This is a genomic window from Microbacterium excoecariae (assembly GCF_011326725.1).
GTDB lineage: Bacteria > Actinomycetota > Actinomycetes > Actinomycetales > Microbacteriaceae > Microbacterium > Microbacterium excoecariae.
The window spans coordinates 583,610-600,975 of sequence record NZ_JAANCO010000001.1; the positions used below are offsets into that span (position 1 = coordinate 583,610).

Genomic DNA, 17,366 nt, shown 5'->3' on the forward strand with positions numbered 1-17,366 from the left:
CATCACTTTTATGGAGACAGAGCAAAAGCTCAGCGTGGCCGATTGGGAGGTCCGACTCGGCGCGCAGGTCCGCCGCGCGCGCCTGCTTGAGGACCTCGACCAGATCAGCCTCGCCGAGCGCGCTAACATCAGCGTCGGCGCGCTGGCCAACCTCGAGCATGGCCGCGGCGCACGACTGCAGACGCTCATCCGCGTCTGTCGCGTGCTCGGCCGCGAAGACTGGCTCGACGCGCTCGAGCCCGAACGCGGACCCGGCCCGCTGGCGCTCGCCCGTGCCCGTGAGGGTCTCAAGGAGCCGCGGCGCGCGAGCAACCGTGGTGCGCGCTGATGACCTACGAGCACGTCGACGTACTGCGTGTCGAAGCCTTCGGGCGACGCGTCGGCGCGGTGGCGCTCGCTGCGCGCGGACGCGGCTATGAGTTCGAATACGAGCCCTCGTGGCGCGCCTCCGGTATCGAGCTCGCACCGATCCTCATGCCCGTGGGTGGTCGCCCTCCGCTCTGGTCGTTCCCTCGTCTGTCCAAAGAGACGTTCATGCTGCTGCCGCCCATGCTCGCCGACAGCGCACCCGATCGCTTCGGCAACGGCATCATCGACGCGGCCCTCGCTCGAGAGGGCGTCTCCCAGGGCGAGATCACCCCTCTCGACCGACTCGCCTACGTCGGCAAGCGCGGCATGGGCGCGCTCACCTTCGTGCCCGAGCATGCACCCCGCTCGGTGCCCACGTCCCTCGAGCTGCAGGGGCTCGTCGAAGCCGCGCGCGCTGCGCTGTCAGGCGGCCTCGGAGACGAAGGCGCCACCGAGAGTCTGAACGAGCTCCTTTTGGTCGGCACCAGCGCCGGCGGCGCCCGCGCCAAGGCGGTCGTCGCTTACAACCCGAGCACAGACGAGCTGCGCGCGGGCGGCATCGACGCCCCCGCCGGCTTCGAGCAGTGGCTGCTCAAGTTCGACGGCGTCGGCGCGGACAGTCAGCTCGGCGAGACCGGTGACTACGGCCGTACCGAGTACACCTACTCCGTCATGGCCCGCGCGGCCGGCGTCGACATGGCGCCCACTCGCCTCGTCGAAGAGGGGGGCCGCGCGCACTTCTTCACCCAGCGCTTCGACCGCCTCGGCTCTGGGGCCGACACTCGGCGGCTGCACATGCAGTCGCTGTGCGCGCTCGCCGCCCTCGACTTCAACGACATCGGCGTCCACGACTATGCATCGCTTTTCACGACGACACGGGCGCTCGGGATCGAGGTTGCTGGTCCTGCTGGCCAGCAGCTGCTGCGCCGCACAGCTTTCAATGTGCTCGCCAGCAACAACGACGATCACACAAAGAACCACGCCTTCCTCATGGACGAACACGGTGCCTGGTCACTCGCGCCTGCGTACGACCTCACGTTCGCCTACAACCCGACGGGGCAGTGGACGAAGCAGCACCTGATGAGCGTCGATGGCGAGTTCCAGACGATCACACGCGCGCACCTGTACGCCCTCGGCGAGCGATTCGACGTCCCCGGCTATCGCGGCATCGTCGACGAGGTGCAGGAGGCCGTCGCGCAGTGGCCGACCCTCGCTCGCCAGAGCGGCGTGGGCAGCGAGCGGATTCGCGAGGTGCAGGAGCGTCTCGACCAGGTGCACCGCGACTTCGGTTGAGGTCGTACGCGGCCGTCAGAGAAGCGAGCACGAATGTCAATTCTCATCTCGCGTGAGAACTCACAGTGGAGGGGCTGACGGGAATCGAACCCGCGCTGTCTGCTTGGGAAGCAGAAGTTCTACCATTGAACTACAGCCCCGCACCCGGCCTCAGACCAGGTTCCTTGAGCTTACCCCGGCGCCCGTGTCTCCGCCAAAGTGGCGCGCGCTCGCCGCGGTTGCGCGGCGGCGTGCGGCACCGATACCGTCGCGCGAGGGGCGAACGCACCGTTCGGATCCTCCCCGCACGCCGTCGTCGAGAGAGCCCCATGGCCCCCCACATCCCCGCCGCCCGCATCATCGATCCTGTCTCCGTGCCCGCGCTGCGGTGGGGTGTGATCGGCACGGGCATCGCCGGCCGCTTCGTCGGCGCCATGCACGCGCACACCGCCCAGCGGGCTGTCGCTGTGACCGCGCGCGACGCGGAGAAGACGCGCGCCTTCGCGGCGGAGCACGGCATCGACCGCGTGCACGCGAGCGTCGCGGACCTCGTGGCGGACGAGGGCGTCGACGTCGTCTACGTCGCGACCCCGCACCCGCTGCACCGCGCCCAGGCTCTCCAGGCGATCGCCGCCGGCAAGCACGTCCTCATCGAAAAGCCCATCGCGATGTCGGCCGCCGAGGCCGACGAGATCCTCGAGGCCGGGCGCGAGGCGGGCGTCCTGGTCGCGGAGGCCATGTGGACGCGCTACCTGCCGCAGGCCGACGTCATCCGCCAGATCCTCGAGAGCGGCGTGCTGGGCGACGTCTCCCTGGTGCGCGCCGACTTCGGGTTCGCGATGCCGATGGATCCGGCTCACCGCCTCTGGAACCCGGAGCTCGGGGGCGGGGCGATGCTCGACGCGGGCGTGTACCCGGTGTCGTTCGCGTCGTCGGTGCTCGGCGCGCCCGACGCCGTGAGCGCGATGGGGCGCACGGCCGAGACAGGCGTCGACGCGAGCGCGAACGTCCTCCTCTCGACGCCGTCGGGCGCGCAGGCCGTCCTGTCGACCTCCCTGCTCGCCTCCCTCCCCGTCGAGGCGTCGATCCACGGCACAGGCGGGCGCCTCGAGGTCCTCAGCCCCTTCTTCGGGCAGTCGGGGCTGCGCCTCGTGTCCGGCGCGCTCGGGCAGGAGGAGGAGACGACCTGGCGCGACGAGACCTTCGCCACCCCGCACGACGGCCTCGGCTACCAGGCGACGGCGTTCGCCTCGTACGTCGGGCGCGGCCTCCTCGAGTCGCCCGTGCACCCGCACGACGAGGTCGTCTCCGTCATGGCCACGATCGACGAGGTGCGCCGGCAGATCGCCGCGGCGTAAGCGGATCCGCCCGCGGGTTTCCGGCGCCCGGCAGGTCCTAGAGTGGTCACGTGCTGCTCTCCGATCGCGACATTGCCGCCGAACTCGACGCCGGGCGCATCGCCCTCGACCCCCTGGACCGCACGATGGTCCAGCCGTCGAGCGTCGACGTGCGGATCGACCGGTACTTTCGCCTGTTCAGCAACCACAAGTACCCCTTCATCGACCCGGCGGAGGACCAGCCCGACCTCACCCACCTGGTCGAGGTCGAGCCCGACGAGGCGTTCATCCTGCATCCCGGCGAGTTCGTGCTCGCGAGCACCTTCGAGGCCGTCACGCTGCCGGACGACGTGGCCGCGCGGCTCGAGGGGAAGAGCTCGCTCGGCCGCCTCGGCCTCCTCACCCACTCCACCGCTGGCTTCATCGACCCCGGCTTCTCGGGGCATGTCACGCTCGAGCTGTCGAACGTAGCGACGCTGCCGATCAAGCTGTGGCCGGGCATGAAGATCGGGCAGCTGTGCTTCTTCCGGCTGTCCTCGCCGGCCGAGAAGGCCTACGGGTCGTACGGCAATCGCTATCAGGGCCAGCGCGGGCCCACCGCGAGCCGGTCGCACCTGCGATTCCACCGCAGCGACGTGTCGACGACGGACGCGGGTTCCCTCGGCGGCTGAGCGCTTTTCGCTGAGCTACCCGGGTAGTTCCTGGGCATATTCACACTTACCAGACACCTCACGCAATGCTTTTGCTCAGGCGTGTCACAGCTCGGAATGTCCGAGGATCCTGACAGAGTTCTGCCTACCGCGCTTCGAGGGGGGCTGTTCACCGCCGTCGCCGGGCGCGGTTCCGCGCCGATCACCGTGGTCGGCGCCGAGCATCCGGAGGAACTGTGAAGTCACGCATCACCCTCGCGCTCGGGACAGCGGCGATCCTGCTGTCGAGCGCCGTCCTCGTGCCCACGGCCGCATCGGCCGCACCGAGCGTCGACCCGGCGGCCGAGCCCGACACCGCCCCCGCCGAGGGCAATCGGCCCGACCCGCTCGCGGAGAAGCGCACCGCTGAGAAGCAGCTCGCCGCCGAGCTGGTGGCGACCGGCGAGGCGTCCGTCCAGACCCGCGGATCGGGCAACCGCGCCACGCGCGCGGTCGAGATCGCGCCGGACAACTGGGTCGAGTACGGCACGCAGGAGACGGCCGAGCTGTTCTCGATCCTCGTCGAGTTCGGTGACACCCCGGACGAGCGCTTCCCCGACGCCCCGGCGGCCGGCCCCCTGCACAACGAGATCCCCGCGCCCGAGGCCGGCGACAACTCGACGTACTGGGAGGAGGACTTTTCCTCCGAGCACTACGAGGAGATGTTCTTCACGGGCCTCGCCGACCAGGGCGGCGAGTCGTTCGCGGGCGTCTACGACGAGATGTCCTCGGGGCGCTTCGACCTGCAGGGCGACGTGTCCGACTGGGTGACGGTGCCGTACTCAGAGGCCTCCTACGGCCAGACCGAATCGCAGGCCGACATGACGCGCTTCATCCAGGACTCGGCCGACGCCTGGTATGACGACCAGCTCGCGCAGGGCAAGACGCCCGATGAGATCACGGAGTACCTGCAGACGTTCGACGTGTGGGACCGCTACGACCTCGACGGTGACGGCATCACGAACGAGCCCGACGGCTACATCGACCACTTCCAGGCGATCCACGCTGGCGAGGGCGAGGAGGCGGGCGCGCCCGAGTGGGCGATCTGGTCGCACCGCTGGGCGGCGAACCAGGCGGGCCTCGGCACCGACGGCCCGGCCGACTACGCCAAGGTCGGCGGCGTCCGGATCGGGGACAGCGACATCTGGATCCGCGACTACACGACCGAGCCCGAGAACGGCGGCCTGGGCGTGTTCGCGCACGAGTTCGGCCACGACCTCGGCCTGCCGGACTACTACGACACGAACGGCGGGGACAACGGGACGGGCTTCTGGACCCTCATGAGCTCGGGCTCGTGGCTCGGCCACGGTGACGGCGCGATCGGCACGACGCCGAACCACATGGGCGCGACCGAGAAGCTGTTCCTCGGCTGGCTCGACTACGAGACCGTCGAGGTCGGCGGCGACGCCACGATCGACCTCGGCCCGTCCTTCCACGCGACGAACGACGCGCAGGCCGTCATCGTCAACCTGCCCGACGGCGAGGAGCGCGTCGAGGTCGGTGAGGCCGCGACCGGCGAGGGCTACGCCTACTCCGGCAGCGGGAACAACCTCGACGTCACGGTGACGAGCCCGGCGTTCGACGTGGCCGCCGGCGCGATCCTCGAGGCGCAGGTCAACTACGAGATCGAGGCCGACTGGGACTACGCCTACGCCGAGATCTCGACCGACGGCGGCGCCACGTGGGAGCAGCTCGCCACGAGCGACTCGACCTCGACCGACCCGAACGGGTCGAACCTCGGGTTCGGCATCACCGGATCCTCCGGCGGCTGGGCGCCCCTGACGGCCGACCTCTCGGCCTACGCCGGCGCGACCGCCGAGGTGCGCTTCCGCTACGTCACCGACACGGCCGTGGCCGAGCCCGGCTTCAAGGTCGATGACATTGCCATTACGGGCGGCCCCGCGACCGGCTTCGAGGGCGACGAATCGTGGATCCTCGACGGCTTCGTCCAGGTGGACGGCGGCTCGTACGCGGAGACCTTTAGCCACTACTACATCGCGGAGAACCGCGTGTACGGCGGCTACGACGAGGGCCTGCGCACCGGGCCGTACAACTTCGGCTGGGCCGAGACCGCGCCCAACACGGTCGAGCACTTCGCCTACCAGGACGGCCTGCTCGTCTGGTATGTGAGCGACCGGTACGACGACAACAACACCTCCGCGCACCCGGGCGGCGGGCAGGCGCTGCCGGTCGACGCGCGCGCGGGCGCGCTGACCTGGTCCGACGGCACGATCGCGCGCAACCGGATCCAGGCCTACGACGCGACCTTCGGCATCGACAAGACGGACAAGCTGTCGCTCCACCGCGAGACGGCGGACGGCATGACGCGCCTGTCGCTGAAGAAGCAGAAGCCGGTCTCGATGTTCGACGACTCCGACCCCTACGCCTACTACGACGAGCAGAACCCGCAGGGGTCCGTCATCGTCGGCGGCACGGGCACGACGATCGAGGTCACGGACGCCGACTGGAAGGCCGGCACGATGACGGTCGAGGTGTCGGCGGGCACCGAGTAACCCGCCCCGCCGCGGCCACGTCCGGATTCCCGGGCGCGGCCGCGGCGCCTCGGGCGACACCCCTAGGCTCGTGGCCATGGCCTACAACCCCGATCTCGCCGACCGCGTGCGCGCGATCATCGGCGAGCCGGTCGAGGAACGGCGCATGATGGGCAGCCTCGCGTTCTGCGTGAACGGCCGCATCGCGGTCGGCGTCTCGGGGGACGAGGCGTTCTTCCCCGTCGGCGGCGGTGCCGCGCTCGACGTCGCGCTCACCCGCGGCGCACACCGGCTCACGATGCCCGGCGGCCGGTCCGCGCCGTTCGCGGCGCTGACGGATCCGCCCGACGACGTGCTCGCCGACTGGATCGCCGAGGCGATCGAGCGCGCGCGCCGCCGGTGAGGAGTCCCGGGCGCTAGCGTGGCGTCATGCCCTTCGAGTTTCGCCAGGTCGACGTCTTCAGCACCCAGCCGCTCGGCGGCAATCCCGTCGCCGTCGTCCACGATGCCGACGCGCTGACTGACGAGCAGATGGCGGCCTTCGCGCGCTGGACCAACCTCTCGGAGACCACCTTCCTCCTGGCGCCGGCCGACACGGCGGCCGACTACCGCCTGCGCATCTTCACGCCGGGCGGGGAGCTGCCCTTCGCGGGGCACCCGACCCTCGGATCCGCGCATGCGTGGCTCGAGGCGGGCGGGGCGCCGCGCGCGGCGGGGCGCGTCGTGCAGGAGTGCGCGGCGGGTCTCGTCGAGATCCGGACGGGCGACGACGGGCTCGCGTTCCAGGCGCCGCCGCGGATCCGCTCGGGCGCGGTCGAGGAGGGGCTGCTCGCGCGCGTCGCCGGCGCCCTCGGGGTCCCGCGCGGCGCGATCGTCGACGCCGAGTGGTGCGACAACGGGCCCGGGTGGGTCGGCGTGCGCTTCGCTGACGCCGCGGCCGTGCTCGCGCTGCGCCCGACGTTCGCCGACCTCCCGGCGTCCGTGGGCGCGGTCGGGGCGTATGCGGACGGCGCCGACTGCGCGATCGAGGTGCGCGCGTTCTGCGATCCCGCCAAGGGCGTGGGGGAGGATCCGGTCACGGGGTCGCTCAACGCCGCGCTCGGCCAGTGGCTCGCGGGCGGGTTCCTGCCGGAGCGCTACGTCGCGAGCCAGGGCACGGCGCTGGGCCGCCGGGGCCGCGTCCACGTGTCGCGCGAGGCGGGCGCCGTGTGGGTCGGCGGCGCGACGCGCACGACGATTCGCGGATCCGTCGACCTCTAGTCGGTGCGCGCGGCCTCGTCGAGGCCCAGGCGGCGGGCTGTGTCGCGCGCGTCGGCCCAGGAGGAGACGCCGAGCTTGCGGTAGATCGAGCGCAGCTGCGTCTTGACGGTGTTGGGCGAGACGTGCAGGAGCTGCGCGAGGTGCTTGGTCGACTCGGCGGATCCCATGCGCGCGAGCACGGCGCGCTCGCGCTCGCTGAGGGCGAGGTTCGCCCCCGAGGCGATCTGGAGCCCGTCCCGCATGCGGACGAGGTCCGCGACCAGGCGCTGTCCGCCGGCGTCCAGCGAGAGCTGCTCGGCCTGGGTGATGACGGCCATGAGGCTCGCGTGCCCTTGGAGGGCGAACGGGAGCACGGGCCGCGCGCGCGAGGCGGCGACGATCGCGGTCCCGAGGTGCTGGCGCGCGATCTCCTGCGAGGCCTCGGTTCCGATCTGGTGGTACGCGAGGAAGAGCAGCACCCGCACCCAGATCGCGAGGATCCCCGGGCCGTACGCCTCGGCGGATCCGCTCAGCCCCGCGAGCACGCGCTCGGGCTCGCCGCGGCTCAGGTGCGCGCGCGCGAAGAGGATATCCATCGGCAGCGCGGTCGCGACCTCCTCCGGCGCCGCCTGGAGCTCCTCGATCATCCGGTCGGCCGCGCCGACGTGAAGCAGCGCCTCGGTGTGCGCCCAGAGGATCTGCGCGCGGTGCGCGGGGGAGATCCCCGCGGATCCGATGTCCGCCGTGAGGAGTTCCAGCTCGCGGAGCGCGACGGCCGACGTGCCGAGGAGTCCGTGCGCGAGTGCGCGCATCACGGCCGCGAGCAGGCGCAGGGCGAGGGGGTCGTCGAAGGCCGCGGCGTCCGCGTCCCCGAGCGCGCGGTGCAGCGCGCCGGCGTCGGCGGCGTAGAGCGCGCTCCATACCGCCACGAGCTCGCGCAGCGGGAGGGCTTCGACGCGCGCGCCTACGAGGTTGTCGATGAGGGTCTGGTACGACGGCGCGATGGGCTCGTTCATCGCCGTCACGACGAGGCGGATCTCGTGGGCGTAGCTCGCGAGGCGCTCCACGCGCGCCGCGTGCGCGATCGCCGCGCCGGCCGACAGTCGCTCGGCGGCGATGTCGGGTCGCCCGGCATCGAGCGCGCTGAGTGCCGCCTGGACGAGCGCGCTCGCGTGGGAGAGGACGGCGGACGGGCCGGATCCGGACGCCGCGCGCCCGTCCGCGAGCTCCTCGTGCGCCGCGAGGGCCTCGGCGAAGCGCCCCTCCTGCCGCAGGAGCGTGGCGCGCAGCGTGTCGATGACGACGGTGACGGCCTCGTCGGGCGACCCCCACGACGCCTCGTCGAGGAGACGCTGCGCGTCGCGCCGCGCTGCGGCCGGCACCCGCCCGGAGTGTCCGGCGCTCGTGACGTCAACGAGCGCGCGCGCGAGCGCGACGCGGAGCTCGGGATCCGCCTGGATCCGGACGGCCTCCTCGAGCCAGGGCCGCGCGAGGCCGACGTCGAGTTCCCCGAGTCGCCACCAGTGACGGCGTAGCAGCGTCGTGCGGGCGCGCGGGAGGTCGGCGACGATCCCCCACCCGTCGTCCGTGCGCCCCGCGTCGAGAAGCCCCGACGCGAGCGCCGCGACGAGGCCGTCGACCTCGTCGGATCGCGCCTCGCTCTCGATGCGGCGCTCGACGGCGGCGCGGATGTCGGGGCGGAGCGCGATCGTGTCGCTGTCGAGATCCTCCGTGAAGAATCCGGACTGCAGGATGTTGTCGAGCGCGGCGCGCACGACCTCGTCCCGGCCCCACACCGCGAGGAGGGTGCGCCGGGGCATGGGCCCGATGCGGGCCGACAGCAGCACCGCCTGCCACCCGTTGGGGCGGTACACGCCCGCCGCGGCGGCGCTCGCGAAGTAGGCGGTCGCTTCCCCGCACCCCTCGGCGATCGCGGCCTCGTCGAGAGCGCCGCGCCGCGCGGCCGCGCGCAGGACGCCGTCGACGAATCCCGCGTGGGTGCCGACCCGCGCGAGTAGCTCCGTCGCGCCATCCCACGTGAGCGTCACGCCGAGCTGGGCCGCGCGGTCGATGGCCTCGTCGGCCGTGAACCCGAAGAGGGATCCGGAGAACACGCGCTCGGGTCGCACCCCCTCCTGGAGGAGCAGGGGCGGCCACTGCGTCGACGAGACGGCGATGAGGGTCGCGTCGGGCCAGCGCTCCCGGACGGCGAGGGTCGCGTGGGCGTGCTCATCGCGCATCCCCTCGAGCTCAAGCAGGACGACGTCGGCGTCGGGCGTCCCGGCCGGCACACCCTGCCGGTTGGAGGACCAGCGCACGAGCGAGAGCCCGCGGCCGTCGGCCCACTCGCGCAGGCTCGAGGCGATCCCGCTGCGGTGCTGCGCGGTCACGAGAACGGTCGCGCCGACCGCGACTCGGTCCCAGAGCGCGACCAGGCGTGGCCGCGCGAGTCGGTCCGTACCCGTCATGTCGCTCCCCCTGCCCGGCCGATGCCCCCAGTCTGGCACGGGGTGAAGCAGAGTGAACGACGGGTGAGCCTCGGGTGAATGTGTCCGGGGCGCATCGGCATGTCGCCGAGCCGGTCGATAGCCTGGAGGAGCCGGATCCCGGAGCGGCGCACGCGCCTTCTCCGATGTACCGGCGGAAGTGGGGCCCGGGCCGCGATCGGGGGAGCGCAGCCCGGGTTTCCGCGGTTACGGCTCGATGAGACCGTGGCGCGCGAAGGCCGTCGCGATGCCGTCGTCGTCCACGGCGGTGGTGACCTCGTCGGCCGCGGCACGCGCCTCGGGCGTCGCGTTCCCCATCGCCACGCCGACGCCGGCCGCCTCGAGCATGTCGAGGTCGTTGTTGTTGTCGCCGATCGCGATCGCGTCGCGCGCCGTCATGCCGAGCTCCGCGAGCACGCGCCGCATCGTGGATCCCTTCGTCACACCGGCGGGGGAGACCTCGCCGCCGGCGGTGCCAAGCCCGGGCATGGTTCCCGTGATGACGCTGAAATCAGCGCCGAGGCGCGCGGTGACGGCCGCGTAGCAGCCGAGGTCGTCGCTCGAGAACACGGACTTCGCGATGCCGTCGTGGGGCGGATCCTCCGTGATCGTCACGTGGTCAAGCAGCGCCTCGCGCGTCGCGTCGCTGAGCCTCCCCTCGGCATCGAGGGAGGACTCGAGCCGCGCAAACGCGCGCCGCGTCGCCCACACGCCCTCGCGCCCCTGCAGGACGTAGTCGGCGCCGACCTCGCGGAACGCGGCGGTCATGCGCGCGACGTGCGCGGGATCCATGAGCCGCTCGACGCGCCAGCCGCCCGTTTCCCACAGCGTCCCGATCCACGCGTACGCGCCGGCGCCGAGGATGGCGCCGTCGAAGCCGATGTCGACGAGGCGATGTTCGACCTCGCTGGGTGTGCGCCCGCTCGCGAGGTAGACGAGGTGGCCCGCCGCGCGGGCGTTCCGCACCGCGCGCACCGTGCTTTCGGGGATCCCGCCGGCGTGATCGATGATCGTGCCGTCAATGTCGAGGAAGGCGATGCGTCGGGACATGGGACCAGTCTGTCAGCGCGCCGATCAGCGCGCGGCGCGGACGGGCAGGAGCAGGGCGAGGCCGATCGCGAGCACGATCACGATGCCCAGCACGCCGAAGATCGTCGCGCCCGTGAGCGCGATGAGGACGGTCCACAGGAGTGAGGACATCCAGCTCGCGGCGCGGCCCGTGGTCGCGTAGAGCCCGAAAATCTCGCCTTCGCGCCCCGCCGGTGTCACCCGGGCGAGGAAGGAGCGGCCGGCCGACTGCGCCGGCCCCACGCAGGCGCACAGCGCGAGCCCGAACACCCAGAACACGACGGCGCCGCCGTCGGCGAAGGCGAACACGACGAGGCCGGAGACGACCATCGCGGCGAGGGCGGTGACGATGACGGCCTTGGGGCCGAACCGGTCGTCCCAGCGCCCGGCGATGAGCGTCGAGACGCCCGCGATGAGGTTGGCCGCGATGCCGAAGACGACGAGGTCGATGAACCCGAAGCCGAACACCTGCGCCGCGATGATGGCGCCGAACGTGAACACGCCGCTCAGGCCGTCGCGGAAGACGCTGCTCGCGAGGAGAAACCAGAACGTGTTGCGCGTGGCCGGCGAGCGGTACAGGCCCGCGACGTCGCGGACGAGCAGGGCGTAGCTGCGGAAGAAGTTGACGCGCCGCTCGGGCTTTCCGAGCGGGGCGGGCTCGGGCACCGCCAAGAACACGGGGAGCGTGAAGACGAGGCCCCACACCGCGCACCCGACGGCGATGAGCCGGAACGGCAGGCCGCCGTCCTCCGGGAGGCCGAACCAGTCGCTGACGTAGAACACCACGACGAGCACGAGCGCGAGGATCCCGCCGAGATAGCCGAAGCCCCACCCGAGGCCCGAGATCCGCCCGACGTTGTGCGGCGACGCGATGCTCACGAGCAGCGCGTTGCTGTTGACGCTGCCGATCTCGTTGAACACGGTGCCCGCCGCGATGAGCGCGACGCCCAGGCCGAAGTAGGTCGGCGCCGGCTCGGCGAACCAGAGCCCGAGCATGCAGGCGATCGTGCCGCCCGTGCCGATGCCGAGCCAGAGCTTCTGCTTGCCCTGCGCGTCGGCCTGCTGCCCCAGGACGGGGGCGACCGCGAGGATCAAAAGCCCCGCGATCGTCGTGCCCAGGCCGAGGCCGCTCGAGAGGCCCGCGAGCGCCTGATCCTTCGCCGGATCCCCGTCCGCGAGCGCCTGGACCTCGGGCGGCAGGAAGGCGTCGGTCGTGAGGTAGAGCGCCGTGAAGATGAAGGTCACGATGACCGTGTTGAACGGCTGCAGGCCCCAGTCCCACAGGGCCCACGCGAAGACGGCCGACCGCTTCGCGGGGCGGTCGCCGAGCTGCGCCTGCAGGCCGAGGACGGGGAGGGCGGCGCTGTCGGCGGCGGCCGGCGGGTGCGCGGGGCCGGGGCGGTCGTCGTGCGGCATGCGCGAACGATATCGCGTGCGGGTGACGGGTGTGGGACCCCGTGCGCGCCGCGCGAGACGAAACTTGAGTCACCACGTATCAAGTTTCTTGACATCCCGCGAGGGGTGTTCTACGCTTGAGCCATCGCGACTCAACTCTCGCGAGCAGGCTTCCTCAACGAAACGGAGCAACAACATGGCACGTGCTGTGGGAATCGACCTCGGAACCACCAACTCGGTCGTGTCCGTCCTCGAGGGTGGCGAGCCGAAGGTCATCGCCAACGCCGAGGGCATGCGCACGACCCCGTCGGTCGTCGCCTTCGCGAAGGACGGCGAGGTGCTCGTCGGCGAGACCGCCAAGCGCCAGGCCGTCACCAACGTCGACCACACGATCGCCTCGGTCAAGCGCCACATGGGCACCGACTGGACCTTCGCGGTCGAGGACAAGAAGTACACGCCGCAGGAGATCTCGGCGCGCATCCTCATGAAGCTCAAGCGCGACGCCGAGCAGTACCTCGGCGACACCGTGACCGACGCCGTCATCACGGTTCCCGCCTACTTCAACGACGCCGAGCGCCAGGCCACGAAGGAGGCCGGCGAGATCGCGGGCCTCAACGTCCTGCGCATCGTCAACGAGCCCACCGCGGCGGCGCTCGCCTACGGCCTGGACAAGGGCCAGGAGGACGAGCTCATCCTCGTCTTCGACCTCGGTGGCGGCACGTTCGACGTCTCGCTGCTCGAGGTGGGCAAGGACGACGACTTCTCGACGATCCAGGTCCGCGCGACCGCCGGCGACAACCGCCTCGGCGGCGACGACTGGGACCAGCGGATCGTCGACTGGCTGATCACGCAGTTCAAGAACACCTCGGGCGTCGACGTCTCGGGCGACAAGATCGCGCTGCAGCGCCTCAAGGAAGCCGCCGAGCAGGCCAAGAAGGAGCTCTCGAGCTCGGCCTCGACGACGATCAGCCTGCCGTACCTCTCGCTCACCGAGCAGGGCCCGGCGTCGCTGTCGGAGTCTCTCACGCGGGCGAAGTTCGAGGACCTCACCAAGGACCTCCTCGAGCGCACGAAGAAGCCCTTCGACGACGTCATCCGTGAGGCCGGCGTCAAGCTGAGCGACATCGCCCACGTCGTCCTCGTCGGCGGATCCACCCGCATGCCCGCCGTGAGCGAGCTCGTCAAGCGCGAGACGGGCAAGGAGGCCAACAAGGGCGTCAACCCGGACGAGGTCGTCGCCGTCGGCGCGGCCCTCCAGGCCGGCGTGCTGAAGGGCGAGCGCAAGGACGTCCTCCTCATCGACGTCACGCCCCTGTCCCTCGGTATCGAGACCAAGGGCGGCATCATGACCAAGCTCATCGAGCGCAACACGGCCATCCCGACCAAGCGCAGCGAGACCTTCACGACGGCGGAGGACAACCAGCCCTCGGTCGCGATCCAGGTCTTCCAGGGCGAGCGCGAGTTCACCCGCGACAACAAGCCGCTCGGCACGTTCGAGCTCACGGGCATCGCCCCCGCGCCCCGCGGCCTGCCGCAGGTCGAGGTCACCTTCGACATCGACGCGAACGGCATCGTCCACGTCTCGGCGAAGGACAAGGGCACGGGCAAGGAGCAGTCGATGACCATCACGGGCGGATCCTCGCTTGGCAAGGAGGACATCGACCGCATGGTCCGCGAGGCCGAGGAGCACGCGGAGGAGGACAAGAAGCGCCGCGAGGCCGCCGACGTCCGCAACCAGGCGGAGACGCTGTCCTACTCGATCGAGAAGCTCATCGAGGAGAACGACGACAAGCTGCCCGAGGATGTCAAGACCGAGGTGAAAGCCGACGTCGAGGCCCTCAAGGCCGCGCTCGCGGGCGAGGACGACGACGCCGTGAAGACGGCGTTCGACAAGCTCAACGAGAGCCAGACGAAGCTGGGTGAGGCGCTCTACGCGCAGGCGCAGCAGGAGGCTCCCGAGGGCGCTCAGGAGGCCCCGGCCGACGGATCCTCGGACGACGAGGACGTCATTGACGCCGAGGTCGTCGACGACGAGGACGAGAAGAACAAGTAATGACGGACAAGGACCCGATCGAGCCGAACGGCGACGACCAGGTCCAGCCGGACGCCGAGGCGGGGGCAGACGCTGCCCCCGCCACGGGCGCACCCGCTGGCGACCAGTCGACGGAGGACGACGGCCTGACGGTCGACGAGATCCTCGACGCCGAGCAGACCGACGAGGCCGCGGAGCAGGAGAAGAGCGACTACGAGACGCAGCTCCTGCACGACCTCAAGCGGATTCAGGCGGAGTACGCCAACTACCGTCGCCGCACCGAGGAGCAGCGCCAGGTCGACATCGACCGCGCGAAGGGCGAGGTCGCCAAGGGCATGCTGAGCGTGCTCGACGATCTCGACCGCGCGGCCAAGCACGGCGACCTGGAGGAGGGCACGGCGTTCGCGCTCGTCGCCGAGAAGATGCGCGGCGTTGCCGAGCGCACGGGCGTCGTCGCCTACGGCGAGGCGGGCGAGGAGTTCGACCCGCAGCGCCACGAGGCCGTCTTCCAGCAGCCCACCCCCGGCGCGACCGGTTCGACCGTCCTCGAGGTCGTCGAGGTGGGGTACCGCCTGGGCGACGTCGAGCTGCGGCCGGCCAAGGTCGTCGTCGCGGTTCCCGCCGAGTAGGAGCGAATTTCTCCCCGGCGGCGGCGCGGATCCACGAGGGTCCGCGCCGCCGCCACACGAGCAAGAGGGTGCACATGGCCAGTCAGGACTGGTTCGACAAGGACTTTTACACCGTCCTGGGCGTCTCGAAGGACGTCGGCGAGGCCGAGCTGAAGAAGGTCTACCGCAAGCTCGCCCGCACGTACCACCCGGACTCCAACCCCGGAGACCAGGCGGCCGAGGCGAAGTTCAAGGAGATCAGCGAGGCGTACTCGGTGCTCTCCGACCCGGAGCAGCGCAAGGAATACGACGAGCTGCGAGCGATGGGATCCGGCGCGCGCTTCACGGCGGGCGGATCCGGCGCCGGCGGCTTCGAGGACGTCTTCAGCCGCTTCTCGCGCGGCGGGGGCGGCAACCCCGACTTCGACGACATCTTCTCGATGTTCAACGCCTCGACCGGTGGGGCGCCGCGGGGCGGCTTCGGCGGGTACGGCGGCGGGTTCGGCGGGCCGCAGAAGGGCGCCGACGTGCGCGCCCGCACGACCATCGACTTCACGACAGCCGCGAAGGGCGAGACAATCTCGCTGCGCGGCGAGGACGGCAAGCCGTTCAAGGTGAAGATCCCCGCGGGCGTGGGCGACGGCCAGAAGATCCGGCTGCGCGGCCGCGGCCGCCCGTCGGCGAACGGCGGCGAAAACGGCGACATCGTCGTCGAGGTCTCGGTGCGCCCGCACCGCGTCTTCACACGCGACGGCCGCAACCTGCGCCTCACGGTCCCCGTGACCTTCACGGAGGCCGTGCTCGGCACGACCATCGAGGTGCCGACCCTCGAGGGCGAGCCCGTACGCCTGCGCGTTGCGCCCGGCACGCCCTCCGGCCGCGTGCTGCGCGTGAAGGGTCGCGGCATCGCGACCGCGAAGGGCACGGGCGACCTCCTCGCCGAGCTGGAGATCGCCGTCCCGGCGCACCTCTCCGACGCGCAGCGCGAGGCGCTCGAGCGTTTCCGCGACCTCGAGCCGGGCGAGAACCCGCGCGCGGGCCTGTTCCACTGATCCGGCCCCCGCATTTGCGATAGTGGGACGACGAGACCGCGAAGGGACGTGACATGCAGCTGCCAGACGGCGTGAGCCCGAGCGACCCGATCTTCCCGATCGCGGCCGCGAGCGAACTGTCGGGTATGCATCCGCAGACCCTCCGGCAGTACGACCGGATCGGTCTCGTCGTTCCGGGCCGCACGCGCGGCGGATCCCGCCGGTACTCGGCGATCGACATCGCCCAGCTGCGCGAGGTGCAGCGGCTGTCGGCGGAGGGCGTGCCGCTCGCCGTCATCCAGCGCATGCTCGACCTCGAGAACGAGGTGCAGGCGCTGCGCGACGAGGTGCGGACCCTCGCGAGCGAGCTCCGCGAGGAGCGCGCCACGCGCCCCGGCGCCCGCGTGTTCGCGACGAACGCGGCGGGCGGCGTCGTCACCCTGACGGGCACGACCCGCATCCGCCGCCAGACCGACCTCGTGCTCTGGCGGCCCCCGCGTCAGGACTGAGGCGCGGCGCGGCGCCTGCGGGCGGGCGCGGGGGGAGCCGGCAGGCGGTCGGCGAGCAGGGGCAACGACTCGACGCGCCCGCGCTCGACATGCGCCTCCGCGAGGAGGAATGCCAGATCGGCCCGGCCGGCGACGATCGCATCGACGAGCTCGGCGTGCTCCTGCCACATCGAATCGGTGTCGCGCTCGGGCGTGAGGTGGAACAGCCAGCGGACCCGCCCGTTCAGCAGCCCGCTCATGCGCTGGAGGAGCGCGTGCCGCGAGAGCAGCAGGATCTCCTCGTGCAGGTCCGAGTTGCGCGTCGAAGGCGCGAGCGTGACCGGCTCGCGGGCGTACGCGAGGGCGGCGCGGAGCGCGCCCGTGTCCGCGCCGGCGGCGGCGCGATCGGCGGCGAGGCGCGCCGCGAGCGGCTCGAGCTCGCGGCGTAGGTCGAACACCTCGCGCGCGTCGTCGATCGTGAACAGGTGCACGACCGCGCCGCGCCTCGGCTGCGAGGAGATGAACCCCTCGGCCTCGAGGATGGGGAGGGCCTCGCGCACGGGGACGCGCGACACCTCGAGCGCCTCGGCGATCTGGCGCTCGTTGAGCTTGCCCCCCATGGGGATCTCCCCGGTGATGATCTGCTCGCGAAGGTGGTGCGCGATGCGCACGGAGAGCGAGCTGTCGTGGGGGTCCATGACGCCATCTTGCCAGGTTCTGGAGACGGGGCGAAATGGCCATTTGGCATACAGAATCCGGGTTAAATGCGGGAGTAAGCCCGAATAAGCGGGGATTTGGTATGCAAAAATGACGGTCACGTAAGGCCTTTGTGACGAGTGGATGACATCGCCTGATCCGGCGAGCGCGAGGCCATAACGTCT

At 71.3% G+C, this 17,366-nt stretch carries 15 protein-coding genes and 1 tRNA gene; 11 read left to right on the plus strand and 5 right to left on the minus strand.

Annotated features, from left to right (window positions below):
• Positions 1-10 precede the first annotated feature (10 nt).
• On the plus strand, positions 11-328 hold the full coding sequence (locus tag G8E01_RS02640) for a helix-turn-helix domain-containing protein (protein ID WP_166315463.1): 318 nt from the start codon (positions 11-13) through the stop codon (positions 326-328).
• Entirely contained in the window at positions 328-1,641 is a 1,314-nt protein-coding gene (locus G8E01_RS02645) for a type II toxin-antitoxin system HipA family toxin (protein ID WP_166315466.1), read from the plus strand. Before G8E01_RS02640 ends, G8E01_RS02645 begins: the two co-directional genes overlap by 1 nt.
• 66 nt (positions 1,642-1,707) lie before the next feature.
• Here the strand turns inward: G8E01_RS02645 and G8E01_RS02650 are convergent.
• Positions 1,708-1,781: transfer RNA gene (locus tag G8E01_RS02650), tRNA-Gly, on the minus strand.
• A gap of 168 nt (positions 1,782-1,949) precedes the next feature.
• Between G8E01_RS02650 and G8E01_RS02655 the strand changes: the two genes are divergently transcribed.
• From G8E01_RS02655 to G8E01_RS02675, 5 genes are all read left to right on the plus strand, one after another.
• Positions 1,950-2,978 carry a Gfo/Idh/MocA family protein gene (locus G8E01_RS02655; protein WP_166315469.1) on the plus strand — a complete coding sequence of 343 codons (1,029 nt, stop codon included), beginning with the start codon at positions 1,950-1,952 and terminating at the stop codon, positions 2,976-2,978.
• 50 nt (positions 2,979-3,028) lie between these two features.
• A complete protein-coding gene (gene dcd, locus G8E01_RS02660; RefSeq protein ID WP_166315472.1) occupies positions 3,029-3,628 on the plus strand; it encodes a dCTP deaminase in 600 nt (199 codons plus the stop codon).
• Between the two features lie 215 nt (positions 3,629-3,843).
• Positions 3,844-6,159, plus strand: coding sequence for an immune inhibitor A domain-containing protein (locus tag G8E01_RS02665; RefSeq protein WP_166315475.1), 2,316 nt, complete (start codon positions 3,844-3,846; stop codon positions 6,157-6,159).
• A gap of 76 nt (positions 6,160-6,235) precedes the next feature.
• Positions 6,236-6,541: a TfoX/Sxy family protein gene (locus G8E01_RS02670; RefSeq protein ID WP_166315478.1), complete on the plus strand. Its 306-nt coding sequence runs from the start codon at positions 6,236-6,238 to the stop codon at positions 6,539-6,541.
• Between the two features lie 26 nt (positions 6,542-6,567).
• Positions 6,568-7,398, plus strand: coding sequence for a PhzF family phenazine biosynthesis protein (locus tag G8E01_RS02675; protein WP_166315481.1), 831 nt, complete (start codon positions 6,568-6,570; stop codon positions 7,396-7,398).
• Here G8E01_RS02675 and G8E01_RS02680 read toward each other — a convergent pair.
• The 3 genes from G8E01_RS02680 to G8E01_RS02690 all read right to left on the minus strand — a co-directional run bounded on the left by G8E01_RS02680 (position 7,395) and on the right by G8E01_RS02690 (position 12,347).
• The gene (locus G8E01_RS02680; RefSeq protein WP_166315484.1) at positions 7,395-9,845 is read right to left on the minus strand and encodes a LuxR C-terminal-related transcriptional regulator; all 2,451 of its coding nucleotides are present in this window, start codon (positions 9,843-9,845) and stop codon (positions 7,395-7,397) included. The two genes, G8E01_RS02675 and G8E01_RS02680, sit on opposite strands and share 4 nt — an antisense overlap.
• A 225-nt stretch (positions 9,846-10,070) precedes the next feature.
• A complete protein-coding gene (locus G8E01_RS02685; protein WP_166315488.1) occupies positions 10,071-10,913 on the minus strand; it encodes an HAD family hydrolase in 843 nt (280 codons plus the stop codon).
• Between the two features lie 24 nt (positions 10,914-10,937).
• Positions 10,938-12,347 carry an MFS transporter gene (locus G8E01_RS02690; protein ID WP_166315492.1) on the minus strand — a complete coding sequence of 470 codons (1,410 nt, stop codon included), beginning with the start codon at positions 12,345-12,347 and terminating at the stop codon, positions 10,938-10,940.
• 175 nt (positions 12,348-12,522) lie between these two features.
• Here G8E01_RS02690 and dnaK point away from each other — a divergent pair, with 175 nt between their 5' ends.
• From dnaK to G8E01_RS02710, 4 genes are all read left to right on the plus strand, one after another.
• Positions 12,523-14,379 carry a molecular chaperone DnaK gene (gene dnaK, locus G8E01_RS02695; protein ID WP_166315495.1) on the plus strand — a complete coding sequence of 619 codons (1,857 nt, stop codon included), beginning with the start codon at positions 12,523-12,525 and terminating at the stop codon, positions 14,377-14,379.
• Positions 14,379-14,987 (plus strand): nucleotide exchange factor GrpE, encoded by a 609-nt coding sequence (locus G8E01_RS02700; RefSeq protein ID WP_166315498.1) that lies wholly within the window; start codon positions 14,379-14,381, stop codon positions 14,985-14,987. Before dnaK ends, G8E01_RS02700 begins: the two co-directional genes overlap by 1 nt.
• 74 nt (positions 14,988-15,061) lie before the next feature.
• Complete coding sequence (locus tag G8E01_RS02705) at positions 15,062-16,018, plus strand: DnaJ C-terminal domain-containing protein (protein WP_166315501.1); 957 nt, start codon at positions 15,062-15,064, stop codon at positions 16,016-16,018.
• Positions 16,019-16,071: 53 nt separating this feature from the next.
• Positions 16,072-16,506 carry a heat shock protein transcriptional repressor HspR gene (locus tag G8E01_RS02710; RefSeq protein ID WP_166315504.1) on the plus strand — a complete coding sequence of 145 codons (435 nt, stop codon included), beginning with the start codon at positions 16,072-16,074 and terminating at the stop codon, positions 16,504-16,506.
• Here G8E01_RS02710 and G8E01_RS02715 read toward each other — a convergent pair.
• Entirely contained in the window at positions 16,497-17,183 is a 687-nt protein-coding gene (locus G8E01_RS02715) for a GntR family transcriptional regulator (RefSeq protein WP_166315507.1), read from the minus strand. The genes G8E01_RS02710 and G8E01_RS02715 overlap by 10 nt on opposite strands.
• Positions 17,184-17,366: the final 183 nt, after the last annotated feature.